This is a genomic window from Sulfuricystis multivorans (assembly GCF_003966565.1).
In the GTDB taxonomy this organism is placed as follows: Bacteria; Pseudomonadota; Gammaproteobacteria; order Burkholderiales; family Rhodocyclaceae; genus Sulfuricystis; species Sulfuricystis multivorans.
The window spans coordinates 2,027,670-2,045,068 of sequence record NZ_AP018718.1 but is presented as its reverse complement, the minus strand read 5'-3'; the positions used below and the strand labels follow the sequence as shown (position 1 = coordinate 2,045,068).

At 64.7% G+C, this 17,399-nt stretch carries 14 protein-coding genes; 2 read left to right on the top strand and 12 right to left on the bottom strand.

Annotated features, from left to right (window positions below; all coding sequences use genetic code 11):
• The first annotated feature begins 59 nt into the window (after positions 1-59).
• Positions 60-1,013 carry a YkgJ family cysteine cluster protein gene (locus EL335_RS10225; RefSeq protein WP_126446605.1) on the top strand — a complete coding sequence of 318 codons (954 nt, stop codon included), beginning with the start codon at positions 60-62 and terminating at the stop codon, positions 1,011-1,013.
• Positions 1,014-1,123: 110 nt separating this feature from the next.
• Complete coding sequence (locus tag EL335_RS10220; RefSeq protein ID WP_126446603.1) at positions 1,124-1,753, top strand: phosphoribosyltransferase; 630 nt, start codon at positions 1,124-1,126, stop codon at positions 1,751-1,753.
• On the opposite strand, the gene fbp is transcribed toward EL335_RS10220, so the two are convergent.
• The 12 genes from fbp to EL335_RS10160 form a co-directional block, all read right to left on the bottom strand.
• Positions 1,754-2,851, bottom strand: a complete 1,098-nt coding sequence (fbp, locus tag EL335_RS10215; RefSeq protein WP_126446601.1) for a fructose-1,6-bisphosphate aldolase/phosphatase — start codon at positions 2,849-2,851, stop codon at positions 1,754-1,756.
• A 13-nt stretch (positions 2,852-2,864) separates the two neighbouring features.
• Positions 2,865-3,317 carry a hypothetical protein gene (locus EL335_RS10210; RefSeq protein ID WP_126446599.1) on the bottom strand — a complete coding sequence of 151 codons (453 nt, stop codon included), beginning with the start codon at positions 3,315-3,317 and terminating at the stop codon, positions 2,865-2,867.
• Between the two features lie 34 nt (positions 3,318-3,351).
• On the bottom strand, positions 3,352-4,680 hold the full coding sequence (locus tag EL335_RS10205; RefSeq protein WP_126446597.1) for a nicotinate phosphoribosyltransferase: 1,329 nt from the start codon (positions 4,678-4,680) through the stop codon (positions 3,352-3,354).
• Positions 4,677-5,255, bottom strand: coding sequence for an isochorismatase family protein (locus tag EL335_RS10200; RefSeq protein WP_126446595.1), 579 nt, complete (start codon positions 5,253-5,255; stop codon positions 4,677-4,679). The genes EL335_RS10205 and EL335_RS10200 overlap by 4 nt, the downstream gene beginning before the upstream one ends.
• Positions 5,256-5,329: 74 nt before the next feature.
• Positions 5,330-6,598: a phenylacetate--CoA ligase family protein gene (locus EL335_RS10195; protein WP_126446593.1), complete on the bottom strand. Its 1,269-nt coding sequence runs from the start codon at positions 6,596-6,598 to the stop codon at positions 5,330-5,332.
• The gene (locus tag EL335_RS10190; RefSeq protein WP_126446591.1) at positions 6,580-8,094 is read right to left on the bottom strand and encodes a hypothetical protein; all 1,515 of its coding nucleotides are present in this window, start codon (positions 8,092-8,094) and stop codon (positions 6,580-6,582) included. Before EL335_RS10190 ends, EL335_RS10195 begins: the two co-directional genes overlap by 19 nt.
• Complete coding sequence (locus tag EL335_RS10185) at positions 8,091-9,710, bottom strand: thiamine pyrophosphate-binding protein (protein ID WP_126446589.1); 1,620 nt, start codon at positions 9,708-9,710, stop codon at positions 8,091-8,093. The genes EL335_RS10190 and EL335_RS10185 overlap by 4 nt, the downstream gene beginning before the upstream one ends.
• 83 nt (positions 9,711-9,793) lie before the next feature.
• Positions 9,794-11,281 (bottom strand): sensor histidine kinase, encoded by a 1,488-nt coding sequence (locus EL335_RS10180; RefSeq protein WP_126446587.1) that lies wholly within the window; start codon positions 11,279-11,281, stop codon positions 9,794-9,796.
• Complete coding sequence (locus EL335_RS10175; RefSeq protein WP_172600081.1) at positions 11,278-12,597, bottom strand: PAS domain-containing protein; 1,320 nt, start codon at positions 12,595-12,597, stop codon at positions 11,278-11,280. Before EL335_RS10175 ends, EL335_RS10180 begins: the two co-directional genes overlap by 4 nt.
• Complete coding sequence (locus EL335_RS10170; protein ID WP_126446583.1) at positions 12,594-13,511, bottom strand: ABC transporter substrate-binding protein; 918 nt, start codon at positions 13,509-13,511, stop codon at positions 12,594-12,596. Before EL335_RS10170 ends, EL335_RS10175 begins: the two co-directional genes overlap by 4 nt.
• Positions 13,512-13,515: 4 nt before the next feature.
• Positions 13,516-16,857 (bottom strand): EAL domain-containing protein, encoded by a 3,342-nt coding sequence (locus tag EL335_RS10165; protein ID WP_126446581.1) that lies wholly within the window; start codon positions 16,855-16,857, stop codon positions 13,516-13,518.
• Entirely contained in the window at positions 16,854-17,282 is a 429-nt protein-coding gene (locus EL335_RS10160; RefSeq protein ID WP_126446579.1) for a response regulator, read from the bottom strand. The genes EL335_RS10165 and EL335_RS10160 overlap by 4 nt, the downstream gene beginning before the upstream one ends.
• Positions 17,283-17,399 lie beyond the last annotated feature (117 nt).

Sequence of the window (17,399 nt, the reverse complement as noted above, 5' to 3'; positions counted from 1 at the left end):
GTGGTCGGCCTGTTGCTTTTGTCGTTCGCCGTAACCCTTACCACAGAGAGGTTTCCGCAATGTCACAGCCCAAGATCCCGATTCCCGGCAGCCCCGTGATGCCGACGATGTTCGATGAACGCAAGGAAATCCAGTTTTCCTGTCACAAGGGGATTGGCTGCTGGAACGCCTGCTGCGCGAACATCGACATCACGCTGACCCCCTACGACATCATCCGCCTCAAAAGGCGGCTGGGCATCAGCTCGACGCAATTCCTGCGCGATTACACCGTGCCCTATGAGATGGAGAAGGACGGCATCGCCGGCGTCAAGTTTCGCCCCGTCGAAGGCGGGACGGCCTGCCGCTTCATGCAGCCGGAAGGCTGTGCGGTCTATGAGGATCGCCCCACCGCCTGCCGTTACTATCCGGTCGCCCTGCTGTCGATGCGCCGCCAGGACGAATACACCGACACCCAGTCCTATGCGCTCGTCAAGGAAGAGCACTGCCAGGGCCACGAGGTGGCGCGCACCCTCACCATCGCCGAATACCGCAAGGAGCAGGGCGTCGAGGAATACGATGATCTGGCACGCGGCTGGCGCCAGCTGATCCTGAAGAAGAAATCCTCCGGCCCAGCGATCGGCACGCCGTCGCTGAAGAGCCGCCAGCTGTTCTTCATCGCCTGCTACGACATCGATACTTTCCGCGATTTCGTCGAGAGCGAATCGTTCCAGAAGTTGTTCATCATGCCGCCGGAGGAATGGCAGGAGATCCTCGGCGACGACGAGCACTTACTGCAGTTCGCGTTCCGTTACCTGAAACAGGTGTTGTTCGGCGAGATGACCATCCCGCTCAACGATGAGCTGGCCAAGGAACGCCTCGAAAAGCTGCGCCAGCGCCAGGCCGAGCTCGAACGGGAGGCCGCCGAGAAGCGCGCGCAATACGAGAAGATGATGCTCGAAGAGGGCATCGACCCCGAGGCCGCGGGACTCGAATACGATCCCGAGGCCGAGAAGAAATACTGCGCGGACATCTGATTGAACCAAGCGATGCTTGCCGGAGATCGTGCGAGGGATGACGCCTATGGAGGCGATGCGCAGCGCCGGCCACAGGCCGGTTCGTGACCGGCTAGGCTCCACGTTCCACCATGTCCGACCCGCTGCCTGCCCGCATCGAACGCATCTCCTGGCCACGTTTCGATCGGCTTGCTCGTCGGCTCGCGCAGCGGATCATCGCCTCGGGCTGGCGGCCCGAGGTGATCGTGGCGATTGCGCGCGGTGGTCTGGCGCCGGCGCGCGTGCTGGCCGACGAGCTCGATCTGGCGACGGTCGCGAGCTTCCGCGTCGCGCACTATTGGCAGGCACAGAAAACCCGGGCGGCGTGCGTCGTCGATCCGCTCTGCGCCGAGATCGCCGGCAGACGGGTATTGCTCGTCGATGACGTGGCCGACAGCGGCGAAACCTTTGCCGCGGCGCTCGATCACCTCGCCGCGCGACAGCCGGCCGAAATCCGCAGTACCGTGATCCTCTACAAGACCGTCTCGCCCTATCGTCCCGACTATTTCGCGGCCGAGGTGAGAAGCTGGCGGTGGATCCTGTTTCCGTGGGCGATCAATGAGGACGTCGGGGGCTTCCTGAAGGCGCTCTCACCGCCCCCGCGAAGTTGTGACGAGGCGGCCCAGCGGCTGGCGGCCCGGGGCCTGCGCCTGCCGCGCCGGCAGTTGGCCGCGCTCTGCCGGCGTCATCTCGATGCTGCCGGCTGTGGCGGCAGTGTGTGATCAACGTTGCTGGAACCGTCCTGCCAAAACAGCCAGACGCTGTGTGATGCCGGTGTATTCGAGTTCGGACATCGGCAGCATCGCGGCACCGAAAAATCCCTGCCGACGCATCTCGATCGCCTTGGCCGCGGCCTGATCCCGGACGTGATCCCAGAATGGGTGGGCGAAGCAATCCTGAGGCTCGGAAAACTTGCCAGCATGCATCGAATAGGCGGTGCAGGTCACCAGCGGCGGACCGTCGAAATAGCTCGTCGGAGAATTGCGCGGTACCGGCATCAGTGGCATCTGATGCGAGCCGCGCATGCCGCCCGCGACGAAATGGGCGGCAGCAAACGGGGCGAGCACTTCGCCAGTCGCCGGGAAATCCATCTGCACGCGCACCAGCATTACCGGATCGTCCTTGCCGGTGTATTTGCCGGCGATGTTGTGCAGGCGTGAGGTCGAGACGACCGCCGCCTGCTCATCGGTGGCTCGCGACCACACCGATTCCACGACATAGCGTTCGGTGTCGCGCAATAGCGTCGCGATGTCGTAGAGCTCTTCGGGCGCTACCAGTTCGATGACTTTGTCGCGCTCGCCGGCGGCGACATCCATGATCACGAAGCGGAAGCCTTTTCCCAGCGCCGGGGAGAGAATCAGTCCCGGCGTATTCATCGGGTCTGCAAAGGCAAGATAAAGCGGCAGATTGAAGGCGCCGGGATCGGTCTTGTCGGCAGCGAAGAAAAGGAATGGTTCCGCCTTGCGTTCGACGAAGCTCATCTCCGCCACTGCTGGCCCCATGCCCCGAACATTGCCGGAAAAGGCATCCTTGAGCAAATCCTGCCCGGCGCCATAGAGCCCTTGCGCCTTGGCAGTTTCGGTACCGCGCCGAAAGGCTTCCCAAGCCAGTGCATGGATTGTGGCGCTGCCCACCCCGTGGGTATGGGTGAGCAAAAGAGCAATGTCGTCACCCGTATGGCTGATCTGCCAGTCGATCAACAACCCGGAGGCGCTCTCGGCGACCGTCTTGTGCACGCTCTCCATGAGCGCCTGCGATGGGGCCAAATGACCTCCGATCGAACCGATGTCGGCTTTGATGATGCTGAGGGTGATCTCCATGGATGACCTCCTTTCAACCTAGATTGTCCATTGGAACACGAGCGGGTTTCAATGGCGAGGGCGAGCAGGTTTGCGCCCCCCGCGACGAGCCAATAAGGAAACGCTGAATAAGTTGCTGCGCGGGCGCATCGCCGCGTTGCGCGGTGTTGGCTTCGGCCGCTTCGCTTAACCTCGGCAAAGCCGAGGTTAGCCTTCGCCGCAACTTCGTTGTCTCTCCCTCGCCTAACTCCATGTTATGTGGTTCCGGCATAACTTGCGCTTCGCTCCTGTTAGCCTGCACCGAAACTTCGCCTTCGGCTCGTTTTCTCGGTCGCTGCGCACCAAACGCCTTGCGCTGCATCCCGCTCGCGGCCTTCTTCAGCGTTTCCATAACGGTGTCTATTGGCGAGGAGCGGGGCGCGAAGATGCCGCCCGCAGCCCGAAAACCGCCGTGTAGGGCGATGAAATGATCTTTTCGCATGCTCATGGTAAGTCAGCCCGGTCTAATGGACAATCTGGGTTCAATGACCATAAGCATCGACGGTTGCTGCCAACCGTCGCAACGGTTCGGCGACGACGACCGGATAAGGCTCGGCCGATTCGGTGCGGCGCAACGACTCGGGCAAGGCGGTAAGCTGCGCCAGCGTATTGGCGCGCAGTTCGGAAAGCGGCGGCGCCGGCGCCAGCCGTTTCCCATCCTGCATCACGGGGACGAGCAGTGGCGCGCCGTCCTGTTCGTCGCCGAAGACGGTGAGCACATCACCCAGCATCCTCCCCTGAGCGTCGAAACGCCGGAATACCTGCTTGCGCCCCGGCCAGGTCGCCTTGCCCTCGGAGCGCTTGCGCCGCGGCCGGCCGGCATATTCCTGCAGCTTGTAAGCGCAGTCGAGGTAGGGCTGGTCGGCAGAGACGTTCATGCGCGTACCGACGCCGAAGCCGTCGATCGGGGCGCCGGCGGCAAGCAGCCGGGTGATCTCGTATTCGTCGAGGTTGCCGCTGGCGAAGATTTTGATTCCGGGCAGGCCGCCTGAATCGAGAATCGCACGTACCTGGCGGGCGTGCGCGAGCAAATCGCCGCTATCGAGGCGCACCGCGCGGATCGTGATGCCCTCTGCGTGCAGTTCATGCGCCAAAGGAACGACCGCGGCGGCGGCGGCCTCGGTATCGTAGGTATCGATCAACAGCGTCGTCGCCTGCGGATGCACACGGGCAAAGGCCGCGAAGGCATCCAGCTCCGTGGCATGCGCCTGCACGAACGAATGCGCCATCGTGCCGAAGACGGGAATGTTCCAGCGCATGCCGGCCAGGGTGTTCGAGGTGCCATCGAAGCCGGCGAGATAACTCGCCCGCGCCGAGAGCATGCCGGCTTCTTCGCCATGGGCGCGACGGAGACCGAAATCGACGAGCTGCCTGTCGCCCGCCGCCAGGCGCACGCGCGCTGCCTTCGAGGCGATCAGTGTTTCGAACTGAAGCAGGTTGATCAGGCGGGTCTCGACGATCTGGGCTTCGGGCAGCGGTGCGATCACGCGCAGGATCGGCTCGTCAGCGAAAAAGGGTGTCCCCTCGGGCATCGCCTCGACGGTGCCGGTGAAGCGCAGCTTGCCGAGCCAGTCGAGAAATGCGGGTTTGAATTTGCCGAGACCGGCGAGCCAGTCGATTTCCTCTGCCGTGAAGGCGAAGCGCTCAAGAAAATCGAGCGCCGATTCGAGGCCGGCGGCGACGAAAAAATTCCGGTGCGGCGGCAGCTTGCGGACGAAGAACTCGAAGACCGCGGTATCCATCATGCCCTGCTCGTGATAGGCGGCGAGCATGGTCAGTTGATAGAAATCGGTGAGCAACGCGCGCGTCATGGCGTGCCGGCCCACAGCTCGGCGCCGGCGGCCGCCATCTCGGCGAGCGCGCGCTCACCATCGCCGGCTCGTACATCGACCGCCCGGATCGCATCGGTCAGCAGTCTCATCGCGTAGCCGAGGCGCAGCGCATCGAGCACCGTGTTCTTGACGCAATAGTCGGTGGCGAGCCCGCCGACGAACAGGCGGCGGATGCCTCGTGCGTGCAGCCGCGCGTCGAGATCGGTGCCGGCGAAAGCCGAGTAGGCTTCCTCGTCCTTCGCTGTCGCCTTGGAAATCACCCAGGCGTCGTCGGGCAGCGCCAGCGCGGCGGCGAAAGCGGCGCCGGCGCTGCCGGCGATGCAATGGGGCGGCCACGGTCCGCCCTGCGGCGCGAATGAGCAATGATCGACGGGGTGCCAATCGCGTGAGGCGATGATCGGCAGGCCAGCCGCCCGGAAGCGTTCGATCCAGCGATTGAGCGGCGCGATCACCGCATCGCCGGCGGGCACCGCCAGGGCGCCGCCCGGCAGGAAATCGTTTTGCACATCGACGATCAACAGCGCGTCTTGCGCCGTCAGGGTGAGCGGTTTCATCGTGACAGGAGTGGGTGGATTTGTTTCAGGATAGAACCTGGCCCAACGATTTTCCAGCCGCCTGCTGCGGAAGATCAGATCGCCCGGATCACGAAGCGCTGCTTGCCGGAGATCGTGCGCGCGATCTCCGGCACATAGTCGATCGACAATGCCAGCCCCACGGCGGCAATCTCGGCGCGAAGATGCGCGACGGTCTTTGCCGAAAGCGGCTCATCCGCGGCGAGATGAAGACGCAGCCGATCCGGCGCGTCCTGCTCGAATTGATACTGCCTGATCTGCGTCAGGCCATACAGTAAGCGATTGAAGAAGGATGGGTGCAGACGTCCTCCGTCCGGCGTGCGGATCAGGTCGTTGTGGCGGCAAACACCCATCGCCAGCAGCGGAAACGGCAGGCCGCAGGAACATTCGCCGTCTAGCAGTTCGCCGCAATCGCCGATCGCATAGCGGATCATCGGCATCAACCGGTTGGTGAGCGAAGTGACGATGAGCTGCCCATCGATCGATTCGAGCCAGACCATGTCGGTGAAAATGTGCATGTTGCCGTGGCGGCACTCGCAGGCGATGTTGGGGATCTCGCGGCTGCCATATTGGTTGAACACCTTGCAGCCAAAAGCCGCCTCGATCGTCTCGCGCATCTCGTCGCTGAGCATTTCGGCGGTGGAATACACACCGATCAGACAATCGGGCATCGAACGCTTTTCGTCGAGCACGAAGCGCGCAAGCAAAGCGAGGATCGACGCATAGCCCTGCAGCAGCGCCGGCCGGTAACGGCAGATGAAATCGGCCCAAAAAGCGAGTTTCGCTGCGTCGATTTCGTGGGCTGGCAGGGTCTTCTCTGCGGCGATGAAGTCATCCCAGGCAGCCGAGCCGAATACGCCGCCTTTGACCGTGTCCTGGCGCGCGCCCCAGAAATTGAGGATCTTCTGCCCCGGCCGCCAGCCCGAGAGCAGGTAGCTCCGCATCATGCCGGCGCGCATCAGCTCGTGCTTGAAGTCGTCGTAATAGAACGCCAGCGGCTGGCCGGTCGAGCCGCCGGTGTGGCCGATCGGCGTGGTTGCCGGATCGTGGCCGCGGACGAGCAGCTCGGGCAGATGGGCGCGCACGTCGTCCTTGGTCAGGATCGGCAGGGCTTCGATACGCCAGTCGGCGCAAAGGCGCAGCCGTTTTGCATAATAGGCCGTGTTTTCGCGCGCGAAGGCGATGATCGCCGCCAGGTCGCGGCGCTGTTTCTCCGCCAATGCTTCTCGTGATAGCGCCTGCGTTGCCAGCAATTCGCGCAGCAGCCGATAGCGCAGCGGGCGCTGGCGCCGGTGCAGCCAGACTCTCAGAGCAGCCGTGCCCATGCCGCACGATCCTCGGCGTAGTGAACGAGGCCGTCGATGAGCCGGGCGCGCCAATCCTGCCAGCGCTGCGCATCGTTGATCTGCGCATGGCCGGACGAGGCAGCAGCGAAATTGCGCCGCACATTCGCGGCGAAATGGCGCAGACCCTCGGCCAGCCCGGGCTGACGGTTCCACCACTGCGCTGGATCGGCGAGCCACGCCTCGAGCCGTGCCAGACGTTCGAGCACCGCCGCCTGACGCTCGTTGTAACGCGCGAGCATTTCCTCGCGCAGGGTATCGAGCAGGCGTTCGAACTCGGCGCTGGCGATACGGCACAGCGGAGTCTGCGCCGTCAGCCGCTCGACCGTGAATAGCATCACATCGCCATAAAACTGGCGTTCGAATTCGCCGCTGATGTCGACCGCCGTCGCCTGCGTCTCGATGCCCGGCCGGAACTCCGCTTGGCCGCCGCGCTCGACGGTGCGCCGGTGCAGCAGCGGCAGGTTGGCCGAGACGAAGCGCGCGCCGAGCTCGGCTTTGAGGATGCGCCCGAGGGTCGGTCCCGACATGCGCAGCCGCAAGTGGGCGAACGGGATGAAGTAGCGTAGGGCCGATGGCCGGAAGACGACATTGCCGGCATAGACGGTGCGCGCCGGCGCAAGACTTTCGAGCGGATCGCCGGGTTGGAAGCGCGTGATGCGCGTCGGATGTTCGCCATAGAAGAAGCTGTTGGCGCGCGCCGAAAAATGCGCGAAGCCTTCCGCCTCGCTATGGGGGCCGGCCAGCGGGCAGGAATAGGGATAGTGTGCAGCCGGCTTGAAACCGAACAGCTCGGCCATGTCGTGATAGGCCGCATCGCCGTGCGAGACCGTCGCCCCATGATGGCTGCAAGGCGCAAACGGGTCGCGCTGCGCGCAATCGGTGAGGAAGGCGAGCACGTCGTCGAGAAAGTTGCGCGTCATCACGGCGGCGGAAACCGGCGGATCGCCGACCACCTTGCCGGTCAGCACCTCGGCGTCGGTGCGCGTGAAGATCGCATCGAGGGTGTTGAAGTAATCGAGGACGACGCCATCGTTTTCAGGCACATCGACGCGGAATTCCTGATCCGAGTCGATCGACCAGATCAGCGTCGTATCTTCAGCCGTCTCGGCGCGCAGCAGGGCGGCCGCCTCGAGATAGGCGATGTTGCGCATCAGCCCCTGGCCCTTGTGGCCGTAGGGAGGTAGCGGCGTCGCGCCGAGGACGCGCGGCAGCGGGCTGGCAAGTGCGGCGACGCGCCGCCGCTGCTCGTCCGGGGTGAAGTGGATCGTCTCCAACCCCAGCGCGGAAAACTCCCGGCTCAGCGCGCGGTTGGCCTCGATGCTCGTGGCATCGAGGCTGTCGTCGGCGAGCAGCACGCGGATGCGTCCGGCATAGGGAAAGCGGCGTAGCTGTTCGGCGAGGCTGGCGAGACAAGCCTGCATCTGGCGTGGCCGGTCGGCGACCGGGACGACGATGAGGAAGGCGTGCCGGCTCATCGGTCGGAACGATAGGTGGGAAAGACGTTTTTATCCCACATCACTTCGATCAGATTGATGCCGCCGGTCAGATCGGCGGCGTCGAAAAGGCGATCGACGTCGGCGGCGGTCTCGATGCGGAAATGGCGGATGCCGAAGCTTTGCGCCAGCAGCGCGAAATCGGGATTGACGAAATCGCAGTCGATGTAACGCTCGCGATAGAGCTGAAATTGGTTCTTGCGGATCAGGCCCAGGGTGCCGTTGTTGATCATCACGATGTTTACCGGAATGCGGTAATTCACCGCGGTCATCAGCTCCATGCAGCACATCTGGAAGCCGCCGTCACCGAGGATCGCGAAGGTGGGGGTGGCCACCGCGCAACGCGCGCCGATCGCCGCCGGGATCGCATGGCCGAGTGCCGAGACGCCGGAATTCGGGAAATAGCGATGCTGCGGCGAAGCCTTCAGATAGGTCTGGGCGAGAATGATGTTGTCGTCGAAGATCATCGCCTCGGGCAGGCGCTCGACGATACGGTCGAACAGGTGGGCGATCGCGGTGAAATTCGGCGCCACCGGCGCGCGCTCGTAAGTCGGTGGCGGCGGGGCGGGAAAATCGGCCAGGCAGATCAGCAAGTCTTCAAGCACGGCGCGGATGTCGCCGTGGATCGCCAGATCGGCGCGAAACACTTTTTCCAGCTGGCTGGCGTCGTGATCGACCTGGATCACGCGCTTGCCGGCCATCAGCCGCGCATCCCACAGATTGCTGGTGCGCTCGTTGAAGCTGGCGCCGAGCACGATGATCAGGTCGGCATGTTCGACGATGTGGCGGAAGGCGCTGCCGTCCGAAGTCACCCCCAGGCAGCCGAGCGCCCTTGGGTCGTTTTCGCTGATCAGGCCCTTGCCCTTCAAGGTCGTGGCGACGCGGATCGCATGCCGTTCGCCGAGTTTTTGCAACGCGCCTTGCGCACCGGCGCGGAAGCAACCGTGACCGGCGACGATTACCGGATGACGCGCGGCGCGGATCATGCGTCCCATCTCCTCGGTCGCCGCGAAACTGTTGCAGATGCGCGGCGCCTCGGTGACGAAGCGGATCGCTTCGAGCAGGTCGGCGTCGACCAGTTCCTTCTGGATGTTGTAGGGAAAGGAGAGCAGCACCGGGCCGGCGTTGGGCGAGAGCAGGATGCGCGTGGCCTGGCGCAGCACCTGCAAGAGATAGTCGGTGCGCTCGACGATGCGGTGATAACGCGTGATGCCGCGAAAGATGTCGCTCTGATCGATGCTGCCGCCCTCGCCGGAAGACTCCTGCAAACCGCCCTTGCCGAAGATCGAGGTCGAGGTCTCGCCGGTGATGATCAACAGCGGCAGCTTGTCGGCATAGGCATTGGCGATGCCGGTGACCAGATTCGTCGCGCCGGGCCCGGCGGTGGTGATGCAGGCGGCGGGCCGGCGCGTCGCGCGCGCCTCGCCGCAGGCCATGAAGGCCGCGCCCTGCTCGTGCTTGACGAGCACCGTCTTGATCGGCGAGTCGTAGATCGCATCATAGACCGGCAGGATGTGCGAACCGGGCATGCCGTAGATGGCACGCAGGCCGAGGCGCTCCATGAAGCGAGTGATGAGGGCGGCGACGGTGATCTGCATCGAGCGTATGTCCGAGAAGCCGGAATTTGAGCACAGAAAGCGCGCACGGTGCCGTCCCGTCAGCGCCGAGTTTCGGGGTTGGCTCAGCCTACGGCGGCCGGCAGCCAGAGATGGAACGTCGCACCGGCGCCGGGCGCGCTTTCCGCCCAGACGCGCCCGCCCATGCGCTCGACGGCCTTTTTCACCAGCGCAAGCCCCACGCCGGTGCCCGGATAGTCCTCGAGCCGGTGCAGCCGCTGGAAGATCTCGAAGATGCGATCGTGATACTTCATCTCGAAGCCGATGCCGTTGTCGCGCACCATCAGATGAACGCCTCCATCGCGCGCTCCGCCTTCGATGACGATTTCTGCTCGCGGCGTGTGGCGGGTGAATTTCAGCGCGTTGTCGAGCAGATTGCGCAGCACGATCGCCAGGCCGTCGGCATCGGCGGCGAGGGTGAGCGGCGGCAGCGCGATGCGCACCTGGACATTGCGTGCTTCGATCTCCTGGCCTCGCTCCGCCAGCAGGTTCTCGATGATGCCGCGCGGATCGACCGCGGTGGTGGTGAGCGGCTTGCGCTCCATGCGCGAATAGGCGAGCAAATCGTCGATCAGTGCCTGCATGCGCGTCACCCCATTGCGCACGTTGGCGAGGAACAGCCGGCCCTCGTCGTCGAGCCGCTCGGCATAGTCCTCCTCCAGCAGCCGGCAATATCCGTCGATGCCTCTGAGCGGTGTCTTCAGATCGTGCGAGACCGAATAGACGAAGCTCTCCAGCGACTGATTCAGCGCTTTCAGCGCCTCGGTGCGCTCGGCGACCCGCGCTTCGAGAGTGGCGTTGAGTTCGCGCAACTCGGCGTTGGCGGCTTCGGCCTCACGCCGTGCGGCCAGGGCGTCTTCCATCTGGTTCAGCGTGGCCAGCCGTGCCCGTTTCTGCCAGGCGAGCGCCTCCTTGAGCCGCGTTTCGGCTTCGTGCTGGCGGGTAATGTCCTCGACGACCGAGATGAAGTAGTCCGGCTTGCCATTGGCTTGCCACACCAGCGCCACGGTGAGGAGGATCCACACCGTCGAGCCATCCTTGCGGATGTAGCGCTTTTCCATCGCATAGCGTTCGATCTCGCGTGCCAGCATCTGCCGCACATAGGCGAGGTCGGCGGCCAGATCGTCCGGATGGGTGATGTCCTGGAAGGTCTTTTCCAGCAACTCTTCGGGCGTGTAACCGACGATCTCGGCCAGCCGGCGGTTGACTTTCAGCCAGCGGCCATCGGGTGCGACCAGCGCGATGCCGACCGCAGCCTGTTCGAAGACCGCCTCGAAGCGCGCGAGACCCTGTTGCAGATCGGCCAATGCTGCATCGCGTTCGGCGAAGGCGTTGGCAAGTCCGGTGAAACGGCGCACGAGCAGCAGGTACAACAGCAGCGCGGTGACGGCAACGAAGGTCAGCCCCTTGAGCATGCCCAGCGAGGCGATCGTTTCGACGTCGCGAACGAAGAACGCCAGTACGGCATCGGAGGCGACGATCCACAGGCCGGCAAAGATGAGATAGGCCAGCGTGATGCGTAGCGCGGCGCGCGAGGGCGAGGAAAATTTCATCGCCGGGCTTCCCGTTCGGTTTCGAGCCAGCCGAGATCGAAGGGTTCGGGCCGGCCGAATTCCCGGCACAGGGCGTTGATCTCACGCTTGAGGCGGATCATTTCCTCTTCGCGGCCGGTCGCCGCGGCGGCGAAGCGTTCCAGCTCGGCATTGCGTTCGGCCAGTTCGGCGGCCTGGTGGTGCAGCGCCTCCTCGGCTTCCCGTCGTGCGCTGATATCGAGCAGCACGCCCTGGATCGTGCTCACCTGTCCCTTTTCATCACGAAGCAGCCAAGTGTGATCCTCGATCCAGCGCCAGTGACCGAAGGCATCGCGGAGCCGGTATTCCTGGACATAACGGTCGGGTCCTTGGGCGAGATGCTGCTCTACATCGGCGGCGATCATGGGCAGATCGTCCGGATGGATCAAATCGGCATACGGGATGGCGCCAGAGAGCAGCGCGCGTTTGTCGAATCCCCAGCGCACGATGTTGTCGCTGACGAACGCCACCGGCCAGCCGGGTTCGTTGCGCCAGATGATTGCTACGAGCGGTGATTGTTCGATCAGCGTTGCCAACCGGCGAATTTCCTCCTGCTGCTGGGCGACCCGTTGGGCCATCGTGTCGAAGGCGGCGCCGATGTTGGCGAGCTCGTCCGCCCCCGGCAACGCGGCGCGCGCGGTGAAATCGCCGGCGCCAAGGCGTTGGGCGGCGTGTAACAGGCGTTGCATGCGTTTGGCCCAGATCAGATGCAACAGCACGCCGACCATGAGCGCGAACAGCAGGAAGGCGCCGATCTGCAACGCCAGCTCGCTGCGGCCGGAGGCCAGCCGGCGGGAGAGCGGGGCGGCGAGATCGCTGACGACGACGAGGCGATGATCGGGGCGGACATTTATCTTGCCGAGCAGAAAGTCGGCGCTGGCAGGACGGCTCAAGTCAAGTGCCGGCGCTTCGGCCGGCAGGCTGGCAAGCGCAGCGGCGAGCGGTGCTGGCAGGCGGGCGCGGATCTTTTCCCAGGGTTCGTCGATCTCGAGCCGCGAAAGCGATGCCACAACGCGCCCCTCGGGCGAAATCAGCCAGGCATGCATGAGATCGCGGCGCAATCCGAGCGAGCTGACGATGCGTCGCACCTGCAGCCGGTTGTTCAGGCCCAGCTGCATTTCGAGCCGTGTCTGCTCGATCGCCAGCCTTTCCTTGAGCCGCATCGTCTCGTCGTTTTCGACCGCCAGCGCGTACTCATGGCGCTGCAAGAGATGTAGCCAGATGATGGCGAGGAGGCTCAACAGCAACAGCACGATGGGCAAAGCCCACCGGACGGGGAAACGCAGCAGCCAATTCATTGCGTCGCCCTTCCCAGCAAAATCTGCCATTCGGGCGGCCGTTTGATCTCGCCGCGATGCCTCAGTTCCTCGGCGATCGCAGCGGCCCGCTCGACCAGCGGTGCAGTCTTGCCGCCGGAAAGCCAGCGTGCGCTTTCTTCTGGAAAAACGAAACGCAAACCGGAAAGCGCCTGCTGATATTCCTCGACCGAGAGGTCGACGCCGTGTGCGAGCACCTCCGCTGCCGCCAGCCGATCCCTTGCCAATGCCGTCAAGCCCACACGCCAGGTGTCGAGCAGCAGCGCCGTATCGACACCGGGGCGCGCGACGAGCACGTCGATGATCTCGCCGGGCAGCGCGCGGCTATCGAACAGCACACGGTAGCCGCGGCGCTCAAGCTGCGTCCTCATCGGCTCGAAGGTGATCACGGCATCGACGCGGCCGCTTTGCAGCAGGGCGGCATGTTGGCTCGCTTCAACCGCGACGATCTGCACCGCGTCTCGTTGAAGCCCGGCGGTGGTCAGCAGCCGGTCAAGCATCAGGCTGCCGACGGCGCCGCTCTCGACGCCGATACGCTTGCCTTCGAGCTGATCGAGGCGTTCGATATCAGGGCGCGCGAGCAGCGCATCGGCGCCTTCGGAGACATCGAGCACGGCGACGATCCGGATCGGTATGCCGGCGTCGGCCGCGCGCAGCGCTTCGTCGAGGGTGAGCGCGGTCGCTTCGATCAGGCCATTGGCAAGCGCACGCCGGCTGTCGCTGTTGGACATGACCTCGACGATACGCAGGCGTGGATCGAGCAGCCCGCGTTCGCGCGCCAGCACGAAGGGGTCATAGCCGAGCCACGGATTGACGGTCAGCAGCAGCGACTGCGGTTCGGGGGCGCAGCCGAGAAGCAGGGCAGCGAAGCCAAGCAGGGTGACGAGCCGGCGCATCGGGCTACTGCTTTTCGCACCAGGCGGGGACATCGTCCGCTGGCATCGGCCGGGCGAACAGATAGCCTTGGTAGCTGTCGCAGCCGAAACCGTGGAGGATCTCGAATTGGCTCGATTTCTCGACGCCTTCGGCGAGCACGACGAGGTGGAGGTTGCGCGCCATCGCGACGATCGTCGCGGCGATTTCGCGATCGTTCGGATCGACGTCGAGATCACGCACGAAACTTTGGTCGATCTTCAGCTTATCGACCGGGAAGCGCCGCAGATAGGCGAGCGAGGAATAGCCGGTGCCGAAATCGTCGATCGCGATCTTGACGCCGAGCGCCTTGAACTCTTGCAGCACGGCCAGCGAGCGTTCGACGTTCTTCATCAGCAGGCTCTCGGTCAGCTCGAGTTCGAGACAGTCGGCCGGCAGCCCGGTGGTTTCGAGCGTCGAGCGGATCAGCGTCGGCAGGTGCGGATCCTCGAACTGGCGTGCCGAGAGATTCACCGCCAAGGCTTGCAGCGGCAGCCCTGCGCGCCGCCAGGCGGCCATCTGCCGGCAGGCGGTCTCGATCACCCAGCGCCCGATCGGCAGGATCAGCCCGGTTTCCTCGGCAAGCGGAATGAAGCGGGCCGGGGCTACCATCTCCTCGCCTGGCGGCTGCCAGCGGATCAGGGCCTCGACACCGAACGGCTGCCCGTTGCGATCGACGAGCGGCTGGTAATGGAGCGCGAACTCCTGATGCTCCAACGCCTGGCGCAAGCGGGTTTCCAGCGTCAGCCGCTCGCGCGCCGCGCGGGTCAAGGCCTCGGTGTGGAAGCGGTAGGTGTTGCGTCCTTCCTGCTTGGCGAGATAAAGCGCCGCGTCGGCGTGCTGGATCAACTCGGTGGCATCCTGGGCGTCGTCCGGGTGCAGGCTGATGCCGATCGAAGCGCCGATGAACACCGCGCTGCCGTTGATGAAAAACGGCTCGGTCAGCTGCTCGATCAGACCGCGCGCCACGATGGCCGCCTGATCGGGCGTTTCGAGGTTTTCCAATACCGCGACGAATTCATCGCCGCCGACGCGCGCGAGCAGATCCTCTTCGCGCAGCCGGCTGCGCAGCCGCTTGGCCACTTCGACGAGCAACGCATCGCCGGCCGGATGGCCGAGACTGTCATTGACGTCCTTGAAGCGGTCGAGATCGACGAATAGTGTCGCCAAGCGTTGCGGACTGCGATGCGCGCGCTCGAGCGCGGCGGCGAGCCGCACCTGCATCATCAGCCGGTTCGGCAGGTCGGTGAGGATGTCGTGATGGGCGAGGTGTTCGAGCTTCTCTTCGACCGCCTTCAGGTGCGACAGATCGGTGAGCACGCCGACATAATTGGTCGGCCGCCCGCGTTCGTCATAGATGGTGCTGATGCTGAGCCATTCGGCATAGATCTCGCCGTTCTTGCGCCGGTTCCAGATCTCGCCCTGCCAGTGACCGGCCTGGCGCAGCGTCGCCCACAGCGTCTGATAGAACGGCCGGTCCTGGCGGCCCGATTTCAGCATGCGCGGATTCTGGCCGAGCGCTTCGGCTTCCGAGTAGCCGGTGATCTCGCTCCAGGCACGATTGACGGCGAGGATGCGCGGCGCCAGATCGGTGATCACGATGCCATCGCGCGTCGCGGCGAACACCGCGGCCGCCTGGCGCAGGCGCTCGTTGGCGCGCACCTTGGTCACCGCGAGCGCCGCCAGCCGGGCGAATTCCTCGATCAATGCCAGATCTTTGTCACTTGGCGCGCGCGGCGTGGCGTAATAGCAGCCGACGGTGCCGAGCACCTGGCCGCCTTCCTCGAATAACGGCACCGACCAGCAGGCGCGGATGTCGGCGCGATGGGCGATGTCGCGATACGGCGCCCAGTAGGGATGCGTGTCGATGTCCGCGACGATGACGTTTTGGCCCAGCGCCGCGGCGCTGCCGCAGGAACCCCGCCCTTCGCCGATCTCCAGCCCATCGACCGCGGCGTTGTAGAAGTCCGGCAGACTCGGACCGGCCTGCGTGTAGAGGCGGCCATCGCGCGGATCGACGACCAGGATCGAGACGCGCAGCTCGGCATCGAGCGCTTCGAGCCGGCGCGCGATGCCGTCGAGAATTTCCTTGAGCGGCCGCTCGCCGATCAATGCGTCGAGGGTGGCGCGCCGTGCTTCGTCGATCTGCTGTCGGCGCTTGGTTTCGCCGATGTCGAGCCAGGCGCCGACGATCTCCTGCGGCCGTCCTTCCGCGTCACGCACCAGGCGCAGGCTGTCGCGGATCCAGCGGTAGCGGCCATCCGCGGCGCGAAAGCGGTATTCGTGCTCGAGCGCACCACGCTCGAAAAGCCTCGAGACCGCGCCGAGCGCGCTGTCGCGGTCGGCCGGATGCAAGCGTTCCTCCCACCACTCTGACGACAAGGCTTCTTCGACGCGGTAGCCGTACAAGCGCTCGAGGTTTTCCGACACCCAGGCCGGCGTGACCGTGCCGTCCTGCCAGCGCAGACTATAGAGGACGACGGAGCTTGCCGCGATGAAATGCGCCAGCCGGGCACTGGTTTCGGCCAGTCGCCGGCGTTCGCGTTCGAGGTGGACCTGACGGTCGACCTTTTCGATCACCGCGGCGATCTCGTAAAGATAGCCTTCGTGTTTCGACAGATAGTCATCGACGCCCAGATGCAGTGCCTGGGCAGCCACTTCCTCGCTGCCGTGGCCGGTGACGAGCACGATCGGGATGTCCAGCCGCCGCTCTTCGCGCACGATCTTCGCCAGTTCCAGCCCATCGAGCCCCGGCAGCCGGTAATCGACCAGCAGCACCTGCCACGGGCAGGGTGTTTCAGGCCCTGTGGGCAGTCGGGTAAGCGCCGTTCGGGCGTCCGCTACGGCATCGAGACGGATGTGCGGCGCGTGTTCGGCGAGGTGGCGTTGCAGCAGGTCGACGTCGAAGGCGTTGTGTTCGACATAGAGCACGTGCAAAGGGCGCGTGCGCCGTTCGGCATGGGCGAGGAAGCGCTCGCGCGCGGCGAGCAGGGTTTGCGGCAGACGGTCGAGATAGTCGGCGCGTTTGACCAGGTAGTCATCGGCACCGGCCTTCAATGCGGCGATCGCCGCATTCTGGTCGCCCGAAGCGGTGAGCACGACCACCGCCAGCGGCAGCCGCCGCGCGCGCACTTCGGTCAGCGCTTCGAGCCCGGAACCGTCGGGTAGCTGCAGGTCGGTGAGCAGTAGATCGAAACCTTCGTCCAGCCGGGCAAGTCCCTCGGCCAGCGTCGGAGCCAGCGTGAGCGCGATCTGCGGCGCATGGCGCGCCAGATGCCGCCGGGCGAGATCGGCAGCGGCGGCGGAATCTTCGATGTAGAGAACCTTCATGTACGCGGGAACGGTGATTCGTTGAAAACACACCAATAGAGCTCGATCTGTGTGGCGACCTCGATGAACTTGGCGAAATCGACCGGCTTGACGATGTAGGAATTGGCGCCCAGATCATAGGCCGTCGTGATGTCGCGGTCGTCCTTCGAGGTGGTCAGGATCACCACCGGGATGCGCGCGAGCGGCGGCTTACGCTTGATCTCGGCGAGCACCTCGAGGCCGTGCACCTTTGGCAGCTTCAAGTCGAGCAGGATCACCGCCGGTTTTTCTTCACCGGCGAGCCAGCGCGGCAGCCAGGCCAGCGCTTCCTCGCCGTCGCGCGCCACCTCGATGCGATTGACGAGCTTGCGGCGCGAAAAAGCGCGCAAGGTGAGATCGAGGTCGACCGGGTTGTCCTCGACCAGGAAAATCGGCGGTGGTGTCATGAGATCTTCCTCCTCGGCGCCCTGTGCCTTCGTCCCATTATTCCACTTTTTCTACGTTGATCCCGCTACGGTAATCCACGATGAAAAGGTGGCTGTTTCCGTCGCGGCGCAGGAATC

What these genes read in the sequence shown, in the direction of transcription:
- EL335_RS10225 (WP_126446605.1), top strand. Translation starts at nt 60, where the DNA reads ATGTCACAGCCCAAGATCCCGATTCCCGGCAGCCCCGTGATGCCGACG.
- EL335_RS10190 (WP_126446591.1), bottom strand. Translation starts at nt 8,094, where the DNA reads ATGAGCCGGCACGCCTTCCTCATCGTCGTCCCGGTCGCCGACCGGCCA.
- EL335_RS10200 (WP_126446595.1), bottom strand. Translation starts at nt 5,255, where the DNA reads ATGAAACCGCTCACCCTGACGGCGCAAGACGCGCTGTTGATCGTCGAT.
- EL335_RS10195 (WP_126446593.1), bottom strand. Translation starts at nt 6,598, where the DNA reads ATGGGCACGGCTGCTCTGAGAGTCTGGCTGCACCGGCGCCAGCGCCCG.
- EL335_RS10170 (WP_126446583.1), bottom strand. Translation starts at nt 13,511, where the DNA reads ATGCGCCGGCTCGTCACCCTGCTTGGCTTCGCTGCCCTGCTTCTCGGC.
- EL335_RS10205 (WP_126446597.1), bottom strand. Translation starts at nt 4,680, where the DNA reads ATGACGCGCGCGTTGCTCACCGATTTCTATCAACTGACCATGCTCGCC.
- EL335_RS10185 (WP_126446589.1), bottom strand. Translation starts at nt 9,710, where the DNA reads ATGCAGATCACCGTCGCCGCCCTCATCACTCGCTTCATGGAGCGCCTC.
- fbp (WP_126446601.1), bottom strand. Translation starts at nt 2,851, where the DNA reads ATGGAGATCACCCTCAGCATCATCAAAGCCGACATCGGTTCGATCGGA.
- EL335_RS10160 (WP_126446579.1), bottom strand. Translation starts at nt 17,282, where the DNA reads ATGACACCACCGCCGATTTTCCTGGTCGAGGACAACCCGGTCGACCTC.
- EL335_RS10180 (WP_126446587.1), bottom strand. Translation starts at nt 11,281, where the DNA reads ATGAAATTTTCCTCGCCCTCGCGCGCCGCGCTACGCATCACGCTGGCC.
- EL335_RS10165 (WP_126446581.1), bottom strand. Translation starts at nt 16,857, where the DNA reads ATGAAGGTTCTCTACATCGAAGATTCCGCCGCCGCTGCCGATCTCGCC.
- EL335_RS10175 (WP_172600081.1), bottom strand. Translation starts at nt 12,597, where the DNA reads ATGAATTGGCTGCTGCGTTTCCCCGTCCGGTGGGCTTTGCCCATCGTG.
- EL335_RS10220 (WP_126446603.1), top strand. Translation starts at nt 1,124, where the DNA reads ATGTCCGACCCGCTGCCTGCCCGCATCGAACGCATCTCCTGGCCACGT.
- EL335_RS10210 (WP_126446599.1), bottom strand. Translation starts at nt 3,317, where the DNA reads ATGAGCATGCGAAAAGATCATTTCATCGCCCTACACGGCGGTTTTCGG.